Origin of the sequence: Corynebacterium sp. ACRPZ (genome assembly GCF_022346205.1) — a bacterium.
In the GTDB taxonomy this organism is placed as follows: domain Bacteria; phylum Actinomycetota; class Actinomycetes; order Mycobacteriales; family Mycobacteriaceae; genus Corynebacterium; species Corynebacterium lehmanniae.
The window spans coordinates 83080-99006 of the sequence record NZ_JAKRMR010000011.1 but is presented as its reverse complement, the minus strand read 5'-3'; the positions used below and the strand labels follow the sequence as shown (position 1 = coordinate 99006).

At 64.7% G+C, this 15927-nt stretch carries 18 protein-coding genes and 1 tRNA gene; 7 read left to right on the top strand and 12 right to left on the bottom strand.

The features are described from left to right. The first annotated feature begins 13 nt into the window (after positions 1–13). The gene (locus MHX64_RS08770) at positions 14–430 is read left to right on the top strand and encodes an HIT family protein (protein ID WP_239307632.1); all 417 of its coding nucleotides are present in this window, start codon (positions 14–16) and stop codon (positions 428–430) included. Here MHX64_RS08770 and MHX64_RS08765 read toward each other — a convergent pair. The 3 genes from MHX64_RS08765 to MHX64_RS08755 form a co-directional block, all read right to left on the bottom strand. Next, positions 408–1784, bottom strand: coding sequence for a cell wall metabolism sensor histidine kinase WalK (locus tag MHX64_RS08765; RefSeq protein WP_239357161.1), 1377 nt, complete (start codon positions 1782–1784; stop codon positions 408–410). The two genes, MHX64_RS08770 and MHX64_RS08765, sit on opposite strands and share 23 nt — an antisense overlap. Positions 1785–1788: 4 nt before the next feature. Beyond that, the gene (locus MHX64_RS08760; RefSeq protein ID WP_239307630.1) at positions 1789–2496 is read right to left on the bottom strand and encodes a response regulator transcription factor; all 708 of its coding nucleotides are present in this window, start codon (positions 2494–2496) and stop codon (positions 1789–1791) included. 165 nt (positions 2497–2661) lie between these two features. Next, positions 2662–2737, bottom strand: a tRNA-Thr gene (locus MHX64_RS08755). 207 nt (positions 2738–2944) lie between these two features. Here MHX64_RS08755 and MHX64_RS08750 point away from each other — a divergent pair. From MHX64_RS08750 to MHX64_RS08725, 6 genes are read left to right on the top strand one after another with little or no spacing between them, the layout of a single operon-like run. Then, positions 2945–4258 carry a threonine/serine exporter ThrE family protein gene (locus tag MHX64_RS08750; RefSeq protein WP_239357174.1) on the top strand — a complete coding sequence of 438 codons (1314 nt, stop codon included), beginning with the start codon at positions 2945–2947 and terminating at the stop codon, positions 4256–4258. Positions 4259–4311: 53 nt separating this feature from the next. Further along, positions 4312–4662, top strand: coding sequence for a hypothetical protein (locus MHX64_RS08745; protein ID WP_181889051.1), 351 nt, complete (start codon positions 4312–4314; stop codon positions 4660–4662). After that, on the top strand, positions 4663–5940 hold the full coding sequence (locus tag MHX64_RS08740) for a trehalose-6-phosphate synthase (protein ID WP_239357160.1): 1278 nt from the start codon (positions 4663–4665) through the stop codon (positions 5938–5940). Continuing rightward, complete coding sequence (locus MHX64_RS08735) at positions 5937–6320, top strand: META domain-containing protein (RefSeq protein ID WP_239307627.1); 384 nt, start codon at positions 5937–5939, stop codon at positions 6318–6320. The genes MHX64_RS08740 and MHX64_RS08735 overlap by 4 nt, the downstream gene beginning before the upstream one ends. Continuing rightward, a complete protein-coding gene (locus MHX64_RS08730) occupies positions 6317–7012 on the top strand; it encodes a trehalose-phosphatase (RefSeq protein WP_239357159.1) in 696 nt (231 codons plus the stop codon). The genes MHX64_RS08735 and MHX64_RS08730 overlap by 4 nt, the downstream gene beginning before the upstream one ends. After that, positions 6994–7764, top strand: coding sequence for a PHB depolymerase family esterase (locus MHX64_RS08725; protein ID WP_239357158.1), 771 nt, complete (start codon positions 6994–6996; stop codon positions 7762–7764). Before MHX64_RS08730 ends, MHX64_RS08725 begins: the two co-directional genes overlap by 19 nt. Here the strand turns inward: MHX64_RS08725 and rlmB are convergent. The 9 genes from rlmB to MHX64_RS08680 all read right to left on the bottom strand — a co-directional run bounded on the left by rlmB (position 7739) and on the right by MHX64_RS08680 (position 15837). Beyond that, on the bottom strand, positions 7739–8671 hold the full coding sequence (rlmB, locus tag MHX64_RS08720; RefSeq protein WP_239357156.1) for a 23S rRNA (guanosine(2251)-2'-O)-methyltransferase RlmB: 933 nt from the start codon (positions 8669–8671) through the stop codon (positions 7739–7741). The genes MHX64_RS08725 and rlmB overlap by 26 nt on opposite strands. Positions 8672–8674: 3 nt before the next feature. Then, a complete protein-coding gene (cysS, locus tag MHX64_RS08715) occupies positions 8675–10000 on the bottom strand; it encodes a cysteine--tRNA ligase (RefSeq protein ID WP_239357154.1) in 1326 nt (441 codons plus the stop codon). A gap of 11 nt (positions 10001–10011) precedes the next feature. Next, on the bottom strand, positions 10012–10569 hold the full coding sequence (locus MHX64_RS08710) for a hypothetical protein (RefSeq protein WP_239306377.1): 558 nt from the start codon (positions 10567–10569) through the stop codon (positions 10012–10014). After that, the gene (locus MHX64_RS08705; RefSeq protein ID WP_181889059.1) at positions 10570–11130 is read right to left on the bottom strand and encodes a hypothetical protein; all 561 of its coding nucleotides are present in this window, start codon (positions 11128–11130) and stop codon (positions 10570–10572) included. It lies immediately after the preceding gene. A 9-nt stretch (positions 11131–11139) separates the two neighbouring features. Next, positions 11140–12393 (bottom strand): hypothetical protein, encoded by a 1254-nt coding sequence (locus MHX64_RS08700; protein WP_239357152.1) that lies wholly within the window; start codon positions 12391–12393, stop codon positions 11140–11142. Positions 12394–12455: 62 nt separating this feature from the next. Then, complete coding sequence (ispF, locus tag MHX64_RS08695) at positions 12456–12941, bottom strand: 2-C-methyl-D-erythritol 2,4-cyclodiphosphate synthase (RefSeq protein ID WP_181889061.1); 486 nt, start codon at positions 12939–12941, stop codon at positions 12456–12458. Next, complete coding sequence (locus MHX64_RS08690; RefSeq protein WP_239357150.1) at positions 12938–14413, bottom strand: HNH endonuclease signature motif containing protein; 1476 nt, start codon at positions 14411–14413, stop codon at positions 12938–12940. The genes ispF and MHX64_RS08690 overlap by 4 nt, the downstream gene beginning before the upstream one ends. Before the next feature lie 154 nt (positions 14414–14567). Continuing rightward, the gene (ispD, locus tag MHX64_RS08685) at positions 14568–15245 is read right to left on the bottom strand and encodes a 2-C-methyl-D-erythritol 4-phosphate cytidylyltransferase (protein ID WP_239357148.1); all 678 of its coding nucleotides are present in this window, start codon (positions 15243–15245) and stop codon (positions 14568–14570) included. A gap of 1 nt (position 15246) precedes the next feature. Then, positions 15247–15837: a CarD family transcriptional regulator gene (locus MHX64_RS08680; protein ID WP_181889064.1), complete on the bottom strand. Its 591-nt coding sequence runs from the start codon at positions 15835–15837 to the stop codon at positions 15247–15249. Positions 15838–15927 lie beyond the last annotated feature (90 nt).

Below are 15927 nucleotides of genomic sequence, written 5' to 3'. Positions count from 1 at the left end.
AGCGTCGATAAGTATGAGCACCGTATTCAGCAAGATCATCGCAGGCGACATCCCGGGCCGGATCGTGTACCAGGACGACACCGTCGCCGCCTTCCTCACCATCGAGCCGGTCGCCTACGGCCACACGCTGGTCGTGCCGGTCGAGGAGATTGACAAGTGGACCGACATGCCGGCGGACCTGTGGGCGCACATGAACGAGGTCGCCCAAAACATTGGCGCGGTCATCGTGGAGAAGTTCAACGCGGAGCGCGCCGGCTACCTCATCGCCGGCTTCGAGGTGCCGCACGCCCACATCCACGTCTTCCCCGCCAACGACATGTCGGGCTACTCGCTGTCTACCGCGATGCGTCACGACGAGACCGACGCAGCGAAGATGGACGCCGCCGCGGACACCATCCGAGAAGCCCTTAAAGCGCAGGAAGCGAAATAGTAAACGTCGAGCCCTCGCCCGGTGCGGTGGCCACCTTCACGGTGCCGCCGTGCGCCTCAATGAGGGACTTGGTGATGGCCAGGCCCAGCCCGGAGCCGCCGGTGGCGCGGTTGCGGGATGAGTCGGCGCGGTAGAAGCGCTCGAAGATGTGCTCCGCGTCCTTGGCCTCCATGCCACAGCCGTTGTCGGCGACGTCGATGACGACGCGGTCGAGGTTCTTGCGGATGGTCACGGTGACCTCCGCGTCCGGGCCCGCGTGCTTGTAGGCGTTGGTGATCAGGTTCACCAGCACCTGGTGCAGCCGGTCCGGGTCGCCGTTGACCTGCGCGATCTCCGGGGTGTCCGTGATGACCTCCACGGAGCGGTCCGGGAACGCGGCGTCGACGGTGCTCTTTGCGGAAAGCACCCACTCCAGCACGTCCATCGGCTTCTTCTCTAGGCGCGCCCCCTCGGCGCGGGTCAGCGCCAGCAGGTCTTCCACCAGCAGCTGCATGCGTGCGGACTCTTCGTCGATCTTGCCCAGCACCATGTCCGGGTCGTTCGCCATGCCCTTCCGGTACAGCTCCGTGTACCCGCGCACGCTTGTCAGCGGGGTGCGCAGCTCGTGGGACGCGTCGCCGACGAAACGGCGCATCTGTTCCTCTTGGGTGCGGGCGGTCTCCAGCGAGTCCTGCAGCTTGGACACCATGGTGTTCATGGCGTAGGACAAACTGCCCACTTCCGTCTCGCGCGGCCACGCGGGCACACGGCTGTCCGTTTCACCGTTAGCAATCGCCAGCGCCGTGTTTTCCACGATCTTCAGCGGCGCCAGGGCGCGGGCCACCATGTAGTTCGCGGCCACGCCGATGCCGAACAGCGCCAGCACGCCCACGCCGGCTTCCACCCAGGCGAGCGCGCGCAGCATCTTCGCCTCGGTCTCCAGCGATTTGGCCACGTACTGCACAGTGCCGTCGGACTGCTGGTGCGCCATCGCCCGCCACTTCACACCTTGGACTTTGTCGTCGACGGAGGGGATGGTCGTGGGGTGGTCGAGGCGCTTCACCTTCGAGTAGTCCGGCGGGTTCAACGATCCCCTGCGCGGCACCAGCTGGTCGTGGCCGGGGTACAAGGTTGCCTGGTTGAACTCGCTGGGCAGGCTCAAGATGTTGAACTGCCAGGCGGGGGTTTGCTGCGCCCACGTTGCCATGCCCTCGCGCAGCTGGTCGTCTGCGCGGTCGAACAGGAAGTGGCGCATGACAAAGTAGATCAGCACCGAACTGAGCGCGATGCCGATCGTGGCTGCCGCCATCACCACCGACACAAGCTGTCGCTTGAGCGGCTTTTTCGACGGCGCCGTCAACACCGAATACGGCATGGCACTACTGGCGCGGGGTGCGCAGCACGTAGCCGACGCCGCGGACGGTGTGGATGAGCTGCACGTCGCCGGTGTCCACCTTGCGGCGCAGATACGAGATGTAGGACTCGACCACGTTGCCGTCGCCGCCGAAGTCGTAGTGCCACACGTTGTCCAGGATCTTCGCCTTGGACACCACAACCTCGGCGTTGAGCATGAGGTAGCGCAGCAGGTTGAACTCGGTGGGCGACAGTTCCACGATCTCGCCGGCCTTGGTCACCTCGTGGGTGTCGTCGTTGAGCGTCAGGTCCGCGTAGCGCAGGGTGGTGTCTTCGTTGGAGTCTTCGCTGACGTTGCCGCGGCGCAGGATCACGCGCAGGCGGGTGATCACCTCTTCGAGGGAGAACGGCTTGGTCACGTAGTCGTCCGCGCCGATGGTCAGGCCGTGGATGCGGTCTTCCACCGCGTCCTTGGCGGTGAGGAAGAGCACCGGCGCGTCCAAGCCTTCGGCGCGCAGCTTGCTCAGCAGCTCGAAGCCGTCCATCTCCGGCATCATCACGTCGAGGATGTAGGCGTCCGGTTTCCAGGAATGCGCGAGTTCGATGGCTGCGGCACCGGAGTTTGCGGTCTCCACCTCGAACCCTTGGAACTTCAGGGAAACAGTTAACAGCTCCACGATGTTCGGTTCGTCGTCGACGACGAGCACCTTCAGGTTCTGCGAGTTGTCTGCCATGTCAATCACTTTCCGTTTCGTTGCCATTTCAGCGGCAATTTCTGCGTTGCCAACAAGATAGAGCGATTAAACCGCACAAGTCTGCACGTTTCCTGTACGTCTACTGAATGGCTCTAGCGGACTTCCCCCGAAATGTCTCCCCACAACAAGCCCCACAAAAAGAATTGGAGCTGGAGACGGGACTTGAACCCGCAACCTACGGTTTACAAGACCGTTGCGCTACCAATTGCGCCACTCCAGCAGTGCAGCAAAATCTTACACACGCCCCACACCTGCGACATAACTGCCCAACCGATAGTGTGAGCGTGTGGCAGAAGGTAACTCATTGTGGGAGAGGATTTCCGGCTCGCGGCAGCGTGTGGCAACGATTGACGAGGCCCGCACGTCCCCGCCGCCGTCCGTCCTCGCGCCCATTAACTTGGCAGATCCCGCCGAGGTCGCGGCGGTGATGAACATCGCTGCGCGCATCGGGGAGATCCTCATTGCCAACGCGACCACGTCCGCGGATGCGGCGAAGCAGATCCACACGGTGTGTTCCTCCTACGGCCTGCACTACGTGCATGTTTCGATCACGGTGAACACGATCACGCTCAACACGATCATCGGCGTGGATCAGCGCACCCCGGTGAATGTGTTCCGCGTGGTCACGATGATCAGCGAGAACTACCACAAGCTACAGGAAGTCGACCGCCTGATCCGCTCGATCCGATCCGGCGCGACCCCGCCGGAGATGGCGGAGCGGATCCTCAACGACATCGACACCTCCCCGATCCCCCACCGCAACACCCGCAACCTCGCTGGCTGGACGGTGATGGGGTTCTTCGTGGCCATGCTGTTGGGCGGGGACCTGCTGATGATGACGGTCGGTGGCCTAACGGCCTTCCTCATCATGGGCTTCAACAAGCTGCTCTCGCGCGGCGGCCTGCCCGCGTTTTTCCATAACGTCATCGGCGGTTTCCTCGCCACGGTCCCGGCCGCAATCACCTACGACTTCTCGGCGTCGATCGGACACACAATTGTGCCCAGCCAGCTCATCGCGACGGGCATCATCGTGCTACTCGCGGGTCTGACGCTTGTGCAATCGCTTCTCGACGGCGTCACCGGCTCGCCCTTAAACGCCTCCGCCCGCTTCTTCTCGGCCATGCTGAACACCGGCGGCATCGTGGCTGGCGTGGCCAGCGGCGTGGCGGTCTCGGAAATGGTGGGCATGCCGCTGCCGCCGATCGAGCTTCTACCCGGCAGCGCCGCGTACTCGAACGCCCTGCTCACCGTGGTCGGCGGCGGGATGGCCGCGGCGGCGTTTGCGGTGTGCTGTTTCGCGGAGCGTGCCGCGATCATCCTGTCGTTTGTCACCGCCGCGCTCGGCTCCGCCTGCTACTACATTCTGCTCGCACCGCTGGGCTTGGGCAGGCTGTCGGCCACTGCGGCGTGCGCGATTGTGGTGGGCCTCGTCGGCGGCCTGATTTCCCGCCGGTTCTTGATCAACCCGGTGATCACGGCCGTGGCGGGTGTGACGCCGTTCCTGCCCGGCTCGTGGATCTACCGCGGCATGTACGCATTGATGAACGAACAGATGCTGCTGGGCATGATGAACTTGTTCACCGCCATCGGCACCTGCATGGCTTTGGCCGCGGGTGTGGTGTTCGGTGAGTGGGTCGCCCGCCGCATCCGCCGGCCGCAGCTGTATGTGCCGTACCAAGCGTTCAAACGCGCTGGCCGCTTCACGTTCGAGCAGCTGCTCAGGGTGCGGCGACGCAGATAAGTTCATCGCGTAGGATGAAAACCCTTGACGCCTGATGCTAGAAGGAGACCGTAGTGCCACCCAAGATCACTGATTCGCGCCCTACCGCCGAGGCGATGCACGCTGTTGAGGAGCAGACGGCTTCGGGTGCCCGTCGGATCGTGGCAACCTACGCCGAAGATTTCCTGGACGGCGTAACGCTGATGTCCATGCTGGGAGTTGCCCCGAAGGGCTTCGTGTACAAGCGGTACGTCGAGGAGCTCGAGCAGGAGGCCGAGGAGGAGGCACCGAAGAAGGCCACCAAGAAGAAGGCAACCAAAAAGAAGGCCACCAAGAAAAAGTCGACCAAGAAGGCTTCCAAGAAAAAGGCGACGAAGAAGAAAGCCACCAAGAAGTCGACGAAGAAGACTGCCAAGAAGGCCTAAATGGGGGACAACGAGTTCGTCGTAGTGGCGAACCGCCTGCCGGTGGACAAAGTGGGAGACCACTACGAGGTCTCCCCGGGTGGCCTTGTCGCTGCCCTCGCCCCGGTGTTGCGCGCCCGCGAGGGCTGCTGGGTGGGGTGGCCCGGCAACATCGGCGAAACGCTCGAGCCGTTCGAGTTCGGCGGCATTTCCCTTCTGCCTGTCACCCTGGACCAGGATGATTTCGAGGGCTTCTATGAGGGCTTCTCCAACTCCACGCTCTGGCCGCTCTACCACGATCTGATTGTCCAGCCGGAGTACAACCAGGCCTGGTGGGACCGTTACGTCGAGGTGAACCGCAAGTTCGCGGAGGCGACCGCTAAGGCCGCCGCCGAAGATGCCACGGTGTGGGTGCAGGACTACCAGCTCCAGCTTGTCCCGGGGATGCTCAAAACGCTCCGCCCGGACGTGACCATCGGGTTTTTCCTGCACATCCCCTTCCCCGCCCCGGCGTTGTTCCAGCAGTTGCCGTGGCGCGACGAGATCCTCGAGGGGCTGAAGGGTTGCGACCTGATCGGTTTCCAGCGCCACACTGACGAGGACAACTTCCGCCTGCTCACCGACGACATCCGCACCGGCACCTTCCCTATCTCCATCGATTCGGGGGAGATAGCGACCGCCACGCAGCACCAGGTCAACGCGTTACGCGGCGCCGTCGGCAGCCCGCGGCACCTGCTGCTCGGTGTGGACCGCCTGGACTACACAAAGGGCATCCTGCAGCGCCTGCTCGCCATCGAATCGCTTCTGGAGGAGGGCAAGCTCGACGACATCGCCTTTGTCCAGATCGCGACCCCGTCGCGCGAGCGTATCGAGCACTACCGCACCACCCGCAAGGAGGTCGAGGAGGCCATCGGGCGCATCAACGGCCGCTTCGGCGAGGTGGGCCGTCCGGTCGTGCATTATGTGCACCGCAGCGTCCCGAAGGAGCAGCTGGGCACCTTTTACGCGGCCGCGGACATCATGCTGGTCACCCCGTTCAAGGACGGCATGAATCTGGTGGCGAAGGAGTATGTGGCGGCCCACCCGGACGCGGACGGCGCGTTGGTGCTCTCCGAGTTCGCGGGCGCCGCCGTGGAACTCAACCAGGCGTATTTGTGCAACCCGTTTGACCTGGAATCCATCAAGGAGGCGATCCTCGCGGCCACCGACCCGGATCCGGCGCGCATGCGCCACATGCATGACTGGGTGATGGAGCACGATGTGGCCGCGTGGGCGAAATCGTTCCTGGAGGAGCTGTGAAGCGCGCTCTAACAATCCTGCCGCTATTCGCCCTGGCTGCCTGCGCGCCGGCACCGACGTGGCAAGTGGTCTCGCTGCGCACCAGCGAGGACCAGCCCGCCACTGAGGCGTCGGTGGCGCGCGTGCGTATCGACGACCAGAGGTTCACCGGCACCACCGGCTGCGCCGACGTGTCCGGCTCCTTCGAGGGCGAAGACACCATCACGCTGGAAGACATCACGCTGAGCGACCCGGGCGATTGCTCCGGCTGGGCCCGCCACACCCACGACCAGCTCGCTCATCTCCTCACCGAAAACACGTCCTTCCAGGTCTCCCACCCCGCCGACTTCGAGATGATCCTGGTAGCAGAATCCGGCGAAACGATAAGGCTGATGCGATGAGGCTCCTTGTTTGCCTGGATTTCGACGGCACCCTCGCAGAGCTGGACCCGGACCCGTACGCGGTGCGCATGCACCCAGATGCAGAGGCCGCCATCCGCCGCCTCGCAGCCATCCGCGACACCGAGGTGGCCATCCTCTCCGGCCGCCACATTGCGGGCATCAAGCAGGTCCTTCCGGCGGACCTCCCAGTAACAATCATCGGCTCCCACGGCGCGGAGCCGGGGCCGCAACTTGGACAAGAGGACCAAAATTACCTCGACCACATCGAAAACCAGCTAAACGCCCTCGCCACCGACGGCGCCTACGTGGAGGTCAAGCCGTACCAGCGCGTCCTCCACGTGGCGAAGGTACAAAACCCAACCGCAGCCAAAGCCATCCTCGCCGCGGCGAACGCCATCGACACGCAAGGCCGGCCGAAAACCCAGGGCCACAACGTGGTGGAGTTTTCCGCGGTGGAGATCACGAAGGGCACCTGGCTCAACGCCTACAAGCAGGCATTTGACCGCACCATTTTCGCCGGCGACGACGACACGGACGAGCACGCGATGGCGGTGCTCGAGGAACACGACCTCGGCATCAAAGTTGGAACAAAGCCGTCGCGGGCGACCCGCCGAGTCCCAAATGTCGACGCCATGGCACAATTGCTCACCCAACTCGCCGACGAAAGGGAAGCATGGAGCGCCACGCGCTAGTCCACCAGGGCCACGAGCGCCGCTGGATCGAGATCGAAGGCACGACCAACACCCTCCTGCTGGTCTTGCACGGCTCGCTGCAATCCGGCAACGTGCTGCGCAACTTCACCGACCGCACCTTCGAGGGCCTCGGCCCCACCGTGGTCTACCCGGACGGCATCAAGCACCACTTCAACGACCTGCGCGCGGGCTTCAACGAGGACGCGCGCCGCATGCGCATCGACGACGTCGGCTTCCTCACAAAGGTCGTCGAGCGCTACAACGCCGACACCGTCATCGGCTGCGGGTTCTCCAACGGCGGGCAAATGATCATGCGCCTGCTTTTCGACGCCCCAGGCCTGCTCACCGGCGCCGCCACCTTCGGCGCGTCGATGCCCACCGAAGACAACACCCTGACCACCGCCGACAACTACCAGCCGACGCAACTCCTGGCCGTGCAGGGAACAAAAGACAAGCTCGTGCCTTACGACGGCGGTATGGCCGGCATCGGCGGCAACAACCGGGGAGAAACCCGCTCCGCCACAAACTCCGCCGAGTTCTTTGCGGAACTGAACGGGTGCGTCGGCCACGAGACGTCGATAAGCGAGAAGCTCCGCGTCGACGATTGGGCCGGCGAGCACCCGGTCCGCCTCGTCTCCCTCGAGGGCGCCGGGCACATGGTTCCGGTAAACAAGGACCTCGACCCGCGCCTGGGATATAACCCGAAGTCGCCGACCGGCGGGGAGCTTATCCGCGAGTTCTTCTTTGCCTAGCGAATTCGCTTAGCACCACGCCCGCCGCGACGGAGGCGTTGAGGGATTCGACCCAGTCCTCCATGGGCACGGACATGATGACGTCGCAGTTTTCGCGCACCAGGCGCGAAATCCCCTTGCCTTCGGAGCCGACGACGATGACCACGTTGTCGGTGGCCTGGTCGAAGGTGTCCAGGGTGTGCTCGCCGCCCGCGTCGAGGCCGACGACGGTGTAGCCGTTGTCCTGGAACTGCTTGACGGTGCGGGTCACGTTGGTCACGCGCGCCACGGGCAGGCGGGCCGCGGTGCCTGCGGAGGTCCTCCACGCCACGCCGGTGACCTGCGCCGAGCGGCGCTCCGGGATAATCACGCCGTTTCCCCCGAACGCCGCGGTCGAGCGGATCACGGCGCCAAGGTTGCGCGGGTCCGTGATGTTGTCCAGCACCACGAACATGCCGGGTCCGTCCACGGACTCGAGCAAATCGTCCAAGTCGGCGTACTTGTACGGCTGGATCTTCAGGCCGACACCCTGGTGCATGCCGTTGCCGGTCATCGCGTCGAGCTGCTGGCGTGGCACCTCGTGCACCGGAATGCCCTTGGAGTTGGCCATGCCGACCGCCTCGCTCAGCCGCTCGTCGTGGCCGGTACCAGCGACCACGTACAGCGCCTCCGCCGGCACCTTCGCCTTCAGGCACTCCACCACCGGGTTGCGGCCGACCACCATGTCGGCGACCTCGCGGTCGTGGCGTCCCTGCGCGCGGCGCTGGCGGTCCAGCTTGCGCTTGTGCGCGGCGTGGTAGACGCGGTCCTCCGCCTTCGGGGTCGCGCCCTTGCCGCGCAGCCCGCGGCGGCGTTGCCCGCCGGAGCCCTTCGTGGGGCCCTTCTTGTTCTTCTTTTGCTTGTCGGGCCGCTCGTACGGTTTCGCCATGATCTACTCCTTCACCTGCCACTGCGGCCCGTCGGCCGTGTCGGTCACCTCGATGCCGGCCGCGGCCAGCCTGTCGCGCACCTCGTCGGCGGTGGCCCAGTCCTTCTCCGCGCGGGCGACCGCGCGCCGCTCCAGCTCGGCGCGCACCAGCACATCGAGCGCGTTGCTATTGCTTGTCGACGACGGCCACGCCCCCGGATCCACACCCAACACCGCTGCCATCGCACGCACCTGAGCTGCGATAGGCGCGGGATCAGAAGATTTATTGCCCTCGCGCACCATGTTGTGGATCTCGGCGAGCGCCTTGGGCACCGAGAAGTCGTCGTTGAGCGCTTCGGCGAACCCGTCGGTCCAGGTCGTGGGCTCGGGCATGCCGGCGCGTTTGACGAATTCCTCGATGCGCCGGTAGCCAGCCGCCGCCTCCTGCAGCGCCTCCGGCGAGTACTCGAGCACGCTGCGGTAGTGGGCCGAACCCAGGTAGTAGCGCAGCTCAACCGGGCGTACCTGCTCGAGCATCGCGTCGATGGACAGCACGTTGCCGAGCGACTTCGACATCTTTTCGCCCGCCATGGTCACCCAGTGGTTGTGCATCCAGAAGCGCGCAAAATTGTCGCCGGCCGCATGCGACTGCGCCTGCTCGTTCTCGTGGTGCGGGAACTGCAGGTCCAGCCCGCCGCCGTGGATGTCGAACTCGGAGCCGAGGTACCACGTGGACATTGCCGAGCACTCGAGGTGCCAGCCGGGGCGGCCCGGCCCCCACGGGGTGGGCCAGCTCGGCTCGCCCGGTTTGGCGGCCTTCCACAGGGCGAAGTCCGGGTCGTCGCCAGTCATATCCTCCAGCTTGTTGCCGGAGATCGAGCCGTAGTCCCCGCCGGCTTTCACCCAGGCGTTCACGTCGAAGTAGACGGAGCCTTCGCGGGTGTAGGCGAAGCCTGCGTCGATAAGCCGCTGCATGTAGTCGACCATCTGGGTGACGTGCCCGGTCGCGCGCGGCTCCACGGAGGGCGGCAGCACTCCGAGGGTGTCGTACGCGCGGGTGAACTCGCGCTCGTACGTGGAGACCCACTCCCACCAGGGGCGGTTGTGCTCGCGCGCCTTGGTCAGGATTTTGTCGTCGATGTCCGTGACGTTGCGCGCGAACGCGACATCGTAGTCGTTGGCCAAAAACCAGCGGCGGACGATGTCGAACGCGACACCCGAGCGCAGGTGCCCGATGTGCGGTTTGGCCTGCGGGGTGGCGCCGCACAGGTAAATCGAGACGTGGCCGGGCCTAATCGGCTCGAAGTCGCGCAGTGTGCGGGTCTTGGTGTCGAAAATGCGTTGCTTCACAACACCGCAGTCTACAGAGACGACTCGTCCACCTTGAGCTCCGAGTAGCGCGCCTCCGGAACGCTGAACTCGTACGGCTTACCCACCGGCTCCCAGACCTGGTCCGCGCTGCACTTCACGTCCTGCGCGTCGCCGTCGAGCATGGTGAAGCCCCACACCAGCCGTCCCTGCTTTCCGGCATCGAGGGTGTACGGGCCGACCACCTGGTTCAGCGACCAGGTGGCCTGGTGCACGTAGTTCCAGCCGTACGCGCGGGAGACGTTCTTCACCAGGTCACCCTTCGGTGTGAAGGTGCCGGAAACCTCCAGGGTCTGCACACGCTTCTGCTTCACGGTCTGCTCCACCGGCACCGGTCCTTCGGTGTCGTTGCCCACGCTCGCGGCGTCGGTCTGCTTGAACCAGCGGCGGGTCGCGTCGACGTAGGTGTCGGTGAGACCCGGGGTGGCGCAATGGCTGCCCGGGGCGAGGTCCTCGTTCCAGCGCTGCGGGAGCTCGAAATCGTAGGACTGCGCGTTGGCGGGGGCAGCAAACAGCAGCATTGCCGCCAGCGCAGGGATCACCCGTTTCATTTACGCACCCCAGTCGATGTTGTCGCGGGTGCTCACGCGGACGTGACGCTCCTTCGGCATCGTCGCGGTGAACGTGTTGCCGGCAGCTTCCCAGGTGCCGTTTGCACCGCACACGGTCTCCTGGCCCTTGAAGTCGGAGACGATCCAGCCGGCCTGCAGCACGGCGGTCTTGCCCGGGGCGATGTTGTACGGGCCGACCTTCTCGCCGACCTCGTAGGACTGCTCGTTCGTGTAGCTGGTGGAGAAGGTGAACTGGATCAGCTTGGCCACGTCGAAGCTCAGGCCCGCGGTGACGTTCCACGTCTTGGTCTTGGTCTCGGTGATCGAGCGGGTCACGGGCAGCGGCTCGTCGTTGTAGTTGGCCACGGTCCAGGTGCCTGCGGAACCGTCGAAGTAGCTGCGGACGATCTCCACGGTCTGGCCGCGGTCGCCCGGGTTGGCGCACTTGTCGCCGATGGTGGTCGGGTTCGTCTCGTCGTAGGTGCGCTGCGGCAGGGCGTTGGCGGCCGGGGCGAGAGCGATAACAGCGGCGGTGGTGAGCAGAGCAATGGTGCGTTTCATGGTTATTCCTTAGAGGTAGGTTTGGGTGGGTACGGGGAGGTTGCGGTACTCGTCCGGGGTGACGTCGATGACCTGCTTGGTTCCGTCCTTGCTGGTCACGGTGGCTTCCGCCCAGAAACCGGACGGCGCCGCCGACTGCGGGTGCGTGACCACGCGGGAGTACTTGCCGTCGCGGCCGGCGGAGATTTCGCTGTAGTTGATGCGCGTCATCGTGGTGCCGTACTCGACGCGGACGCGATCGCCCGGCTTCAGGTCGATGGGCTTCAGCGGGGTGTTCACCGGCATGTAGGCGCGCTTGACCGCACCAACAGAGGTGAGCCAGCCTTCCGGCAGCCGACCGTCCTCGCCCATCCAGTTGAGGTACTGGTTGTTCTCCGCGCCGACGACGTAATCCGTCACCGGGCGGAAGGTGTAGTCGCCCTTGGACCAGTTGAGAAAGTCCTGCGAGTAGCCCGGCTTGCGGAAGGTCGGCGCCACCGCCTCGATGTCGTGCGGGTACCAGGACTTGTCGCCCTCGCGAGCGGGCTCGTTCAGCTTCGGCCACTCGTCGTCGCGGCGGAAGGAAGCATCAGGCTTTACGACGGCGTCCCGTTCCCCCGCCACCTTCTCCAAGCTCGGACCAGAGGTGGCGGTGTACGTGTCGCCGGCAGGCTTCGAGTTCGCGCCCTCAGCACGGGCGGGGATCTCCATGGCCAGGTTGGACACGGAGCCGTCCGCCTTGATGAAGTACGCGAACGCGTAGCGCTCTGCCGGGCCGGTGCCACGGATGACGTTCGCGCCCGGGCCGTTGCGCAGCACGCCGTTGTCGCAGGTGACGAACATGGAGATGAAGTCCTTCTCCAGCACGCCGTAATCCACCCGGAAGGACTCGCCAGGGCCGAGCTCGATCGGGCCGAAGGTCTCGCCCTCGATCCAGCCGTTGGACTCCTTCAGGCCGATGTCGGCCTTCGCGGTGGTGTCCCAGCCGCTGGGCAGGGCCGCCTTCGAGTTGGCCTCAATCTTGCGGTTCGTGCCCGTCTCCACCGTCGCCGTGTAGGGCACGGTCTGGTCGGTGCGGTTGGTGAACTGGAGGGTGCCGTCCGCGAGGTAGCGGCGGGCGGTCTCGCCGTAGCGCCACTCGGGCGTGACACCGGCGCTGCACTCCGTGTCCAGGTTCTCAATGGGGTACCCCTGCGGCATCGCCGGGACCGCCGCCGCGATGGGGGCGTGGGCCACCGCGACCGTTCCAAGCACCGCAGCGAGCGCTGTACGTATTTTTCGCATGCGGTCACGATAAGCCGAAAACTCTCTGAACGGAAGCTAAAACCTCTGGTAGGGAACTTTAGTTACGAAATAGGGAACTTTCGTTCCACCAACGCCGTCGCAATGGCCGCGCGGCCCTCCCCGCTGCCGGTGAACCCCATGTGGTCCGTAGTCGTCGCCGAGACGGACACCGGGGCGCCGAGGGCCTCCGAGAGCACCCGTTCCGCCTCCTCGCGCACCGGCGACATCTTCGGGGTCTGGCCGATCAGTTGGGCGGAGACGTTGACGACGCTGTGGCCGTGGGCGTCGAGAAGCTCTTTGAGCTCCTGCAGAAGCTGGATACCTTTCACCCCGTCGTACTCCGGGCGGCCGACACCGACGAAGGAGCCCAGGTCGCCCAGGCCGGAGGCAGACAACACGGCGTCGACGATGACGTGGCTGACCACGTCGCCGTCCGAGTGGCCCTCGCAGCCGTCCTGGCCTTCGTGGAGGATGCCGGCGATCCAGCATTCCTTGCCGGGTTGGATCTGGTGGGCGTCGAACGCCGTGCCTACTCGAAGATTTGTCATAGGTACGACGCTACTTCAGAGTCCGGCGGATAGTCGCGGATGGCGTAGTACTCGTGCATCTCCGCGCACTCCACTTCTCTCCAGTGCCATTCCAGCGCGGCGAGGATATCCAAAGGGTCCTCCGGTTGCTTTTTCGGCGGGTACTCGAATGTCATGCCGAACCGGTCCTCCAGGGCGTGGATGGTGGCCATGCATGCGTCGTAGTCGAGGTCGTTTTCGTACTTCTCCACCGCGGAGTGACACCGGTTGTAGAACTCGGCGCGGTCCTTGCGTTTCTGGCGGCGTTTCTCCAGCGTCGTCTTCCATCTCGGGTTCGTCGGCTGCAGGTAGTCGGTGATGAACCCTTCCGGCGCCGAGACCTGGAAGGTGCCGTCCGCGTGCAGCCACACAATTTCGCCGGTGACAGGGTCTGGCACGTAGTACACGCGACGATCGGTTTTGATGTTGTGGTGGTGTGCACACAGGCTGAACAGGTTGGACGCGGTGGTCTTGCCGCCCTCGTCGTACGGGATGCGGTGGTCCAGCTGGCAGTTTTCGGCCTTCACGTTGCAGCCGGGCCAGAGGCAGACCCCGTCGCGGGCCTGCACCAGCGCGCGGATGGCGGCGGTGGGCACGTATGCCCCGGTTTCGGCGTGCTCGGCTTCGTCCAGGTCCACGATGTGGGGCGGGTTGTCCTCCAGCATCTGCTCCACCGCGGCGGTGCCGTCGGCGTCCGTCCAGCCGAAGTTGGGAATGTAGTAGGAGCTGCCCGGCGTTTTCGAGGTGAACATGTAGAGCACGACCTTGGGCGTCGCGCGAATGTCACCGGTGAGGATGGCCTTGATCGCGTCGTCCCGCGAGAGCTTGTGCTCGCGCGCCACTTGTTCGGTGTAGCGCTCCATCAGGCCGACCGTGGCGGGATCGCCCTCGACGTTCAGCCCCGCGTCGCCGTCGTCCTGTCCGTAGAAGTGGCTCCGGCAGGTGCCGAACGGCATGTCTTTTTCTTTCTTCCGCTCCTTGATCTTCTTTTGGTTCGGCGCGAGGTCGGAATCGATGCGCTGGATCCGCTCGCGCAGGCGGCGACGCAGCGAGCTTGGCGACGGCAACTCCGCCCCCACCCGCTTCGGCGTGAACACCTTGACCAGGTACTCATCCATGTCCGCGAGAATGTCTGGCGTGGCCAGGTCATTTAGACGGTTCAGCGTGGACTCGATGGCCGACAACCTCCGAACATCCAACCTGCGGGTCTCCTCCTGCAGCGCACACAGCTTCGGCAGATCCGCCAGCACCGAGTACCCGAGGATCCCGCTTTCAGCCCAACTCTGGCTCTCGCCGACTGCCATCGCGATGGAATAGGCCTCTAGTTCGAAGTCCTCTACTTCCACCAACGGTTTGGCGTACCGGTGAAAGATTGCAAACTCCGCTTCCCGCATCGCCTGGCCTGCAGCTGCGACCGGACAACCGTCCTTTTCTGTGACAAATGTTCCGCTCATGTCTCACCCTCCTTCCCGAAACTAATATCGAACATAATGCCGACCAGCAACCAGAGTCAAGGGTTTTCAAAACTTTTTTCGGCAACTTTTTCGAACGCCTAAAAACGCGAGAATCCCCCACGCATACCTATAGCAAACGACCCCGACACGGGCCCTAGACTGCGCCGACCACGCTTTCCGCGAGCTTCAGGTCCAGCGGGGTGGTGATTTTGAACGCCATGGGATCCCCCTCTACGGACACCACCGGCACCCCGAACCACTCCATCAACGAGGCGTCGTCGGTGGCGACAAACGCAGGCGTTTCGGCGAGGTACTTTTCGTTCGCCTCGCGCAGCATCCGCAGGTCAAAGCCCTGCGGCGTCTGGGCGGCGCGCAACGCGGACCGGTCCAGGGTTGCTTCGATAGTCTGTCCCGATACCCGCTTCACCGTGTCCGCCACCGGCACCACCGGCACAACGGCGGGAGCGCCACCCAGCACCGCGTCGACCACGCGCGAGACCATCGCGGCGGGGGTTAACGCGCGGGCGGCGTCGTGGACGACCACGCAGGCGTCGTCAAGCGTAATTGCTTTGAGCGCAGCGAAGATGGAGTCCGCGCGCTCCGCGCCCCCGTGCACGAATTGGACCGTATAGTCCGCGAGAAGTTCGCGGGCGCGCGCTTCCATCGACGGGCTGACTACCACGACGACATGGTCGACTACCTCGGACATCGTGGCCACGGAGCGCTCGAGCAGCGTGCGGCCGCCGAGCTCCACGTACGCCTTGGGCACCTCGGCGCCCAACCGGGTTCCCTGGCCGGCGGCGGCGACGACCGCCACTGTTTCGCGGCGCAATTTACTTGTCGTCGTCCTCGTCGTCGAAGGAGAGGTCGTCCAGATCCACCTCGTCATCGTCGTCGACCTGGCCCGGATCCTCGGAAATACCGGCCTTGACCTGCGCGTCGATGATGGCCTGGATCTGCTTTTCCATCTCCTCGACCTTCTTCTCGTCCACCGGCTCCGCAAGCGCGAGCTCGCCGACGAGAATCTGGCGCGCCTTGCCTAGCATGCGCTTCTCACCTGCGGAAAGACCCTTGCCCTGGTCGCGGCGCCAGAGGTCGCGGACCACCTCGGCCACCTTATTGATGTCACCGGACGCGAGGCGCTCCTGGTTGGCCTTGTAGCGGCGGGACCAGTTGCCCGCCTCCTCCACGTCGGTCTCGCGCAGCACGGAGAACACCTTCTGCAGGCCTTCCTCGTTGACCACGTCGCGCACACCGACGAGCTCGGAGTTCTTCACCGGAACGCGCACTTCAAGGTCCGAGTGGAGAATCTGCAGCACCAGGTAATCGAGCGTCTCCCCGCGCATCTCGCGCTGCTCGATGTCGGCGATGCGGGCCGCTCCGTGGTGCGGGTACACGACCACTTCTCCGACCTTGAATTCCATTGCGGCTCCTTGCGTCGTTAGGCGAAGTTCAGACCCCAACACCCTACCACCGAGCATTTTGCTTATCGACGACCAAAGGTCGGCTCGCCC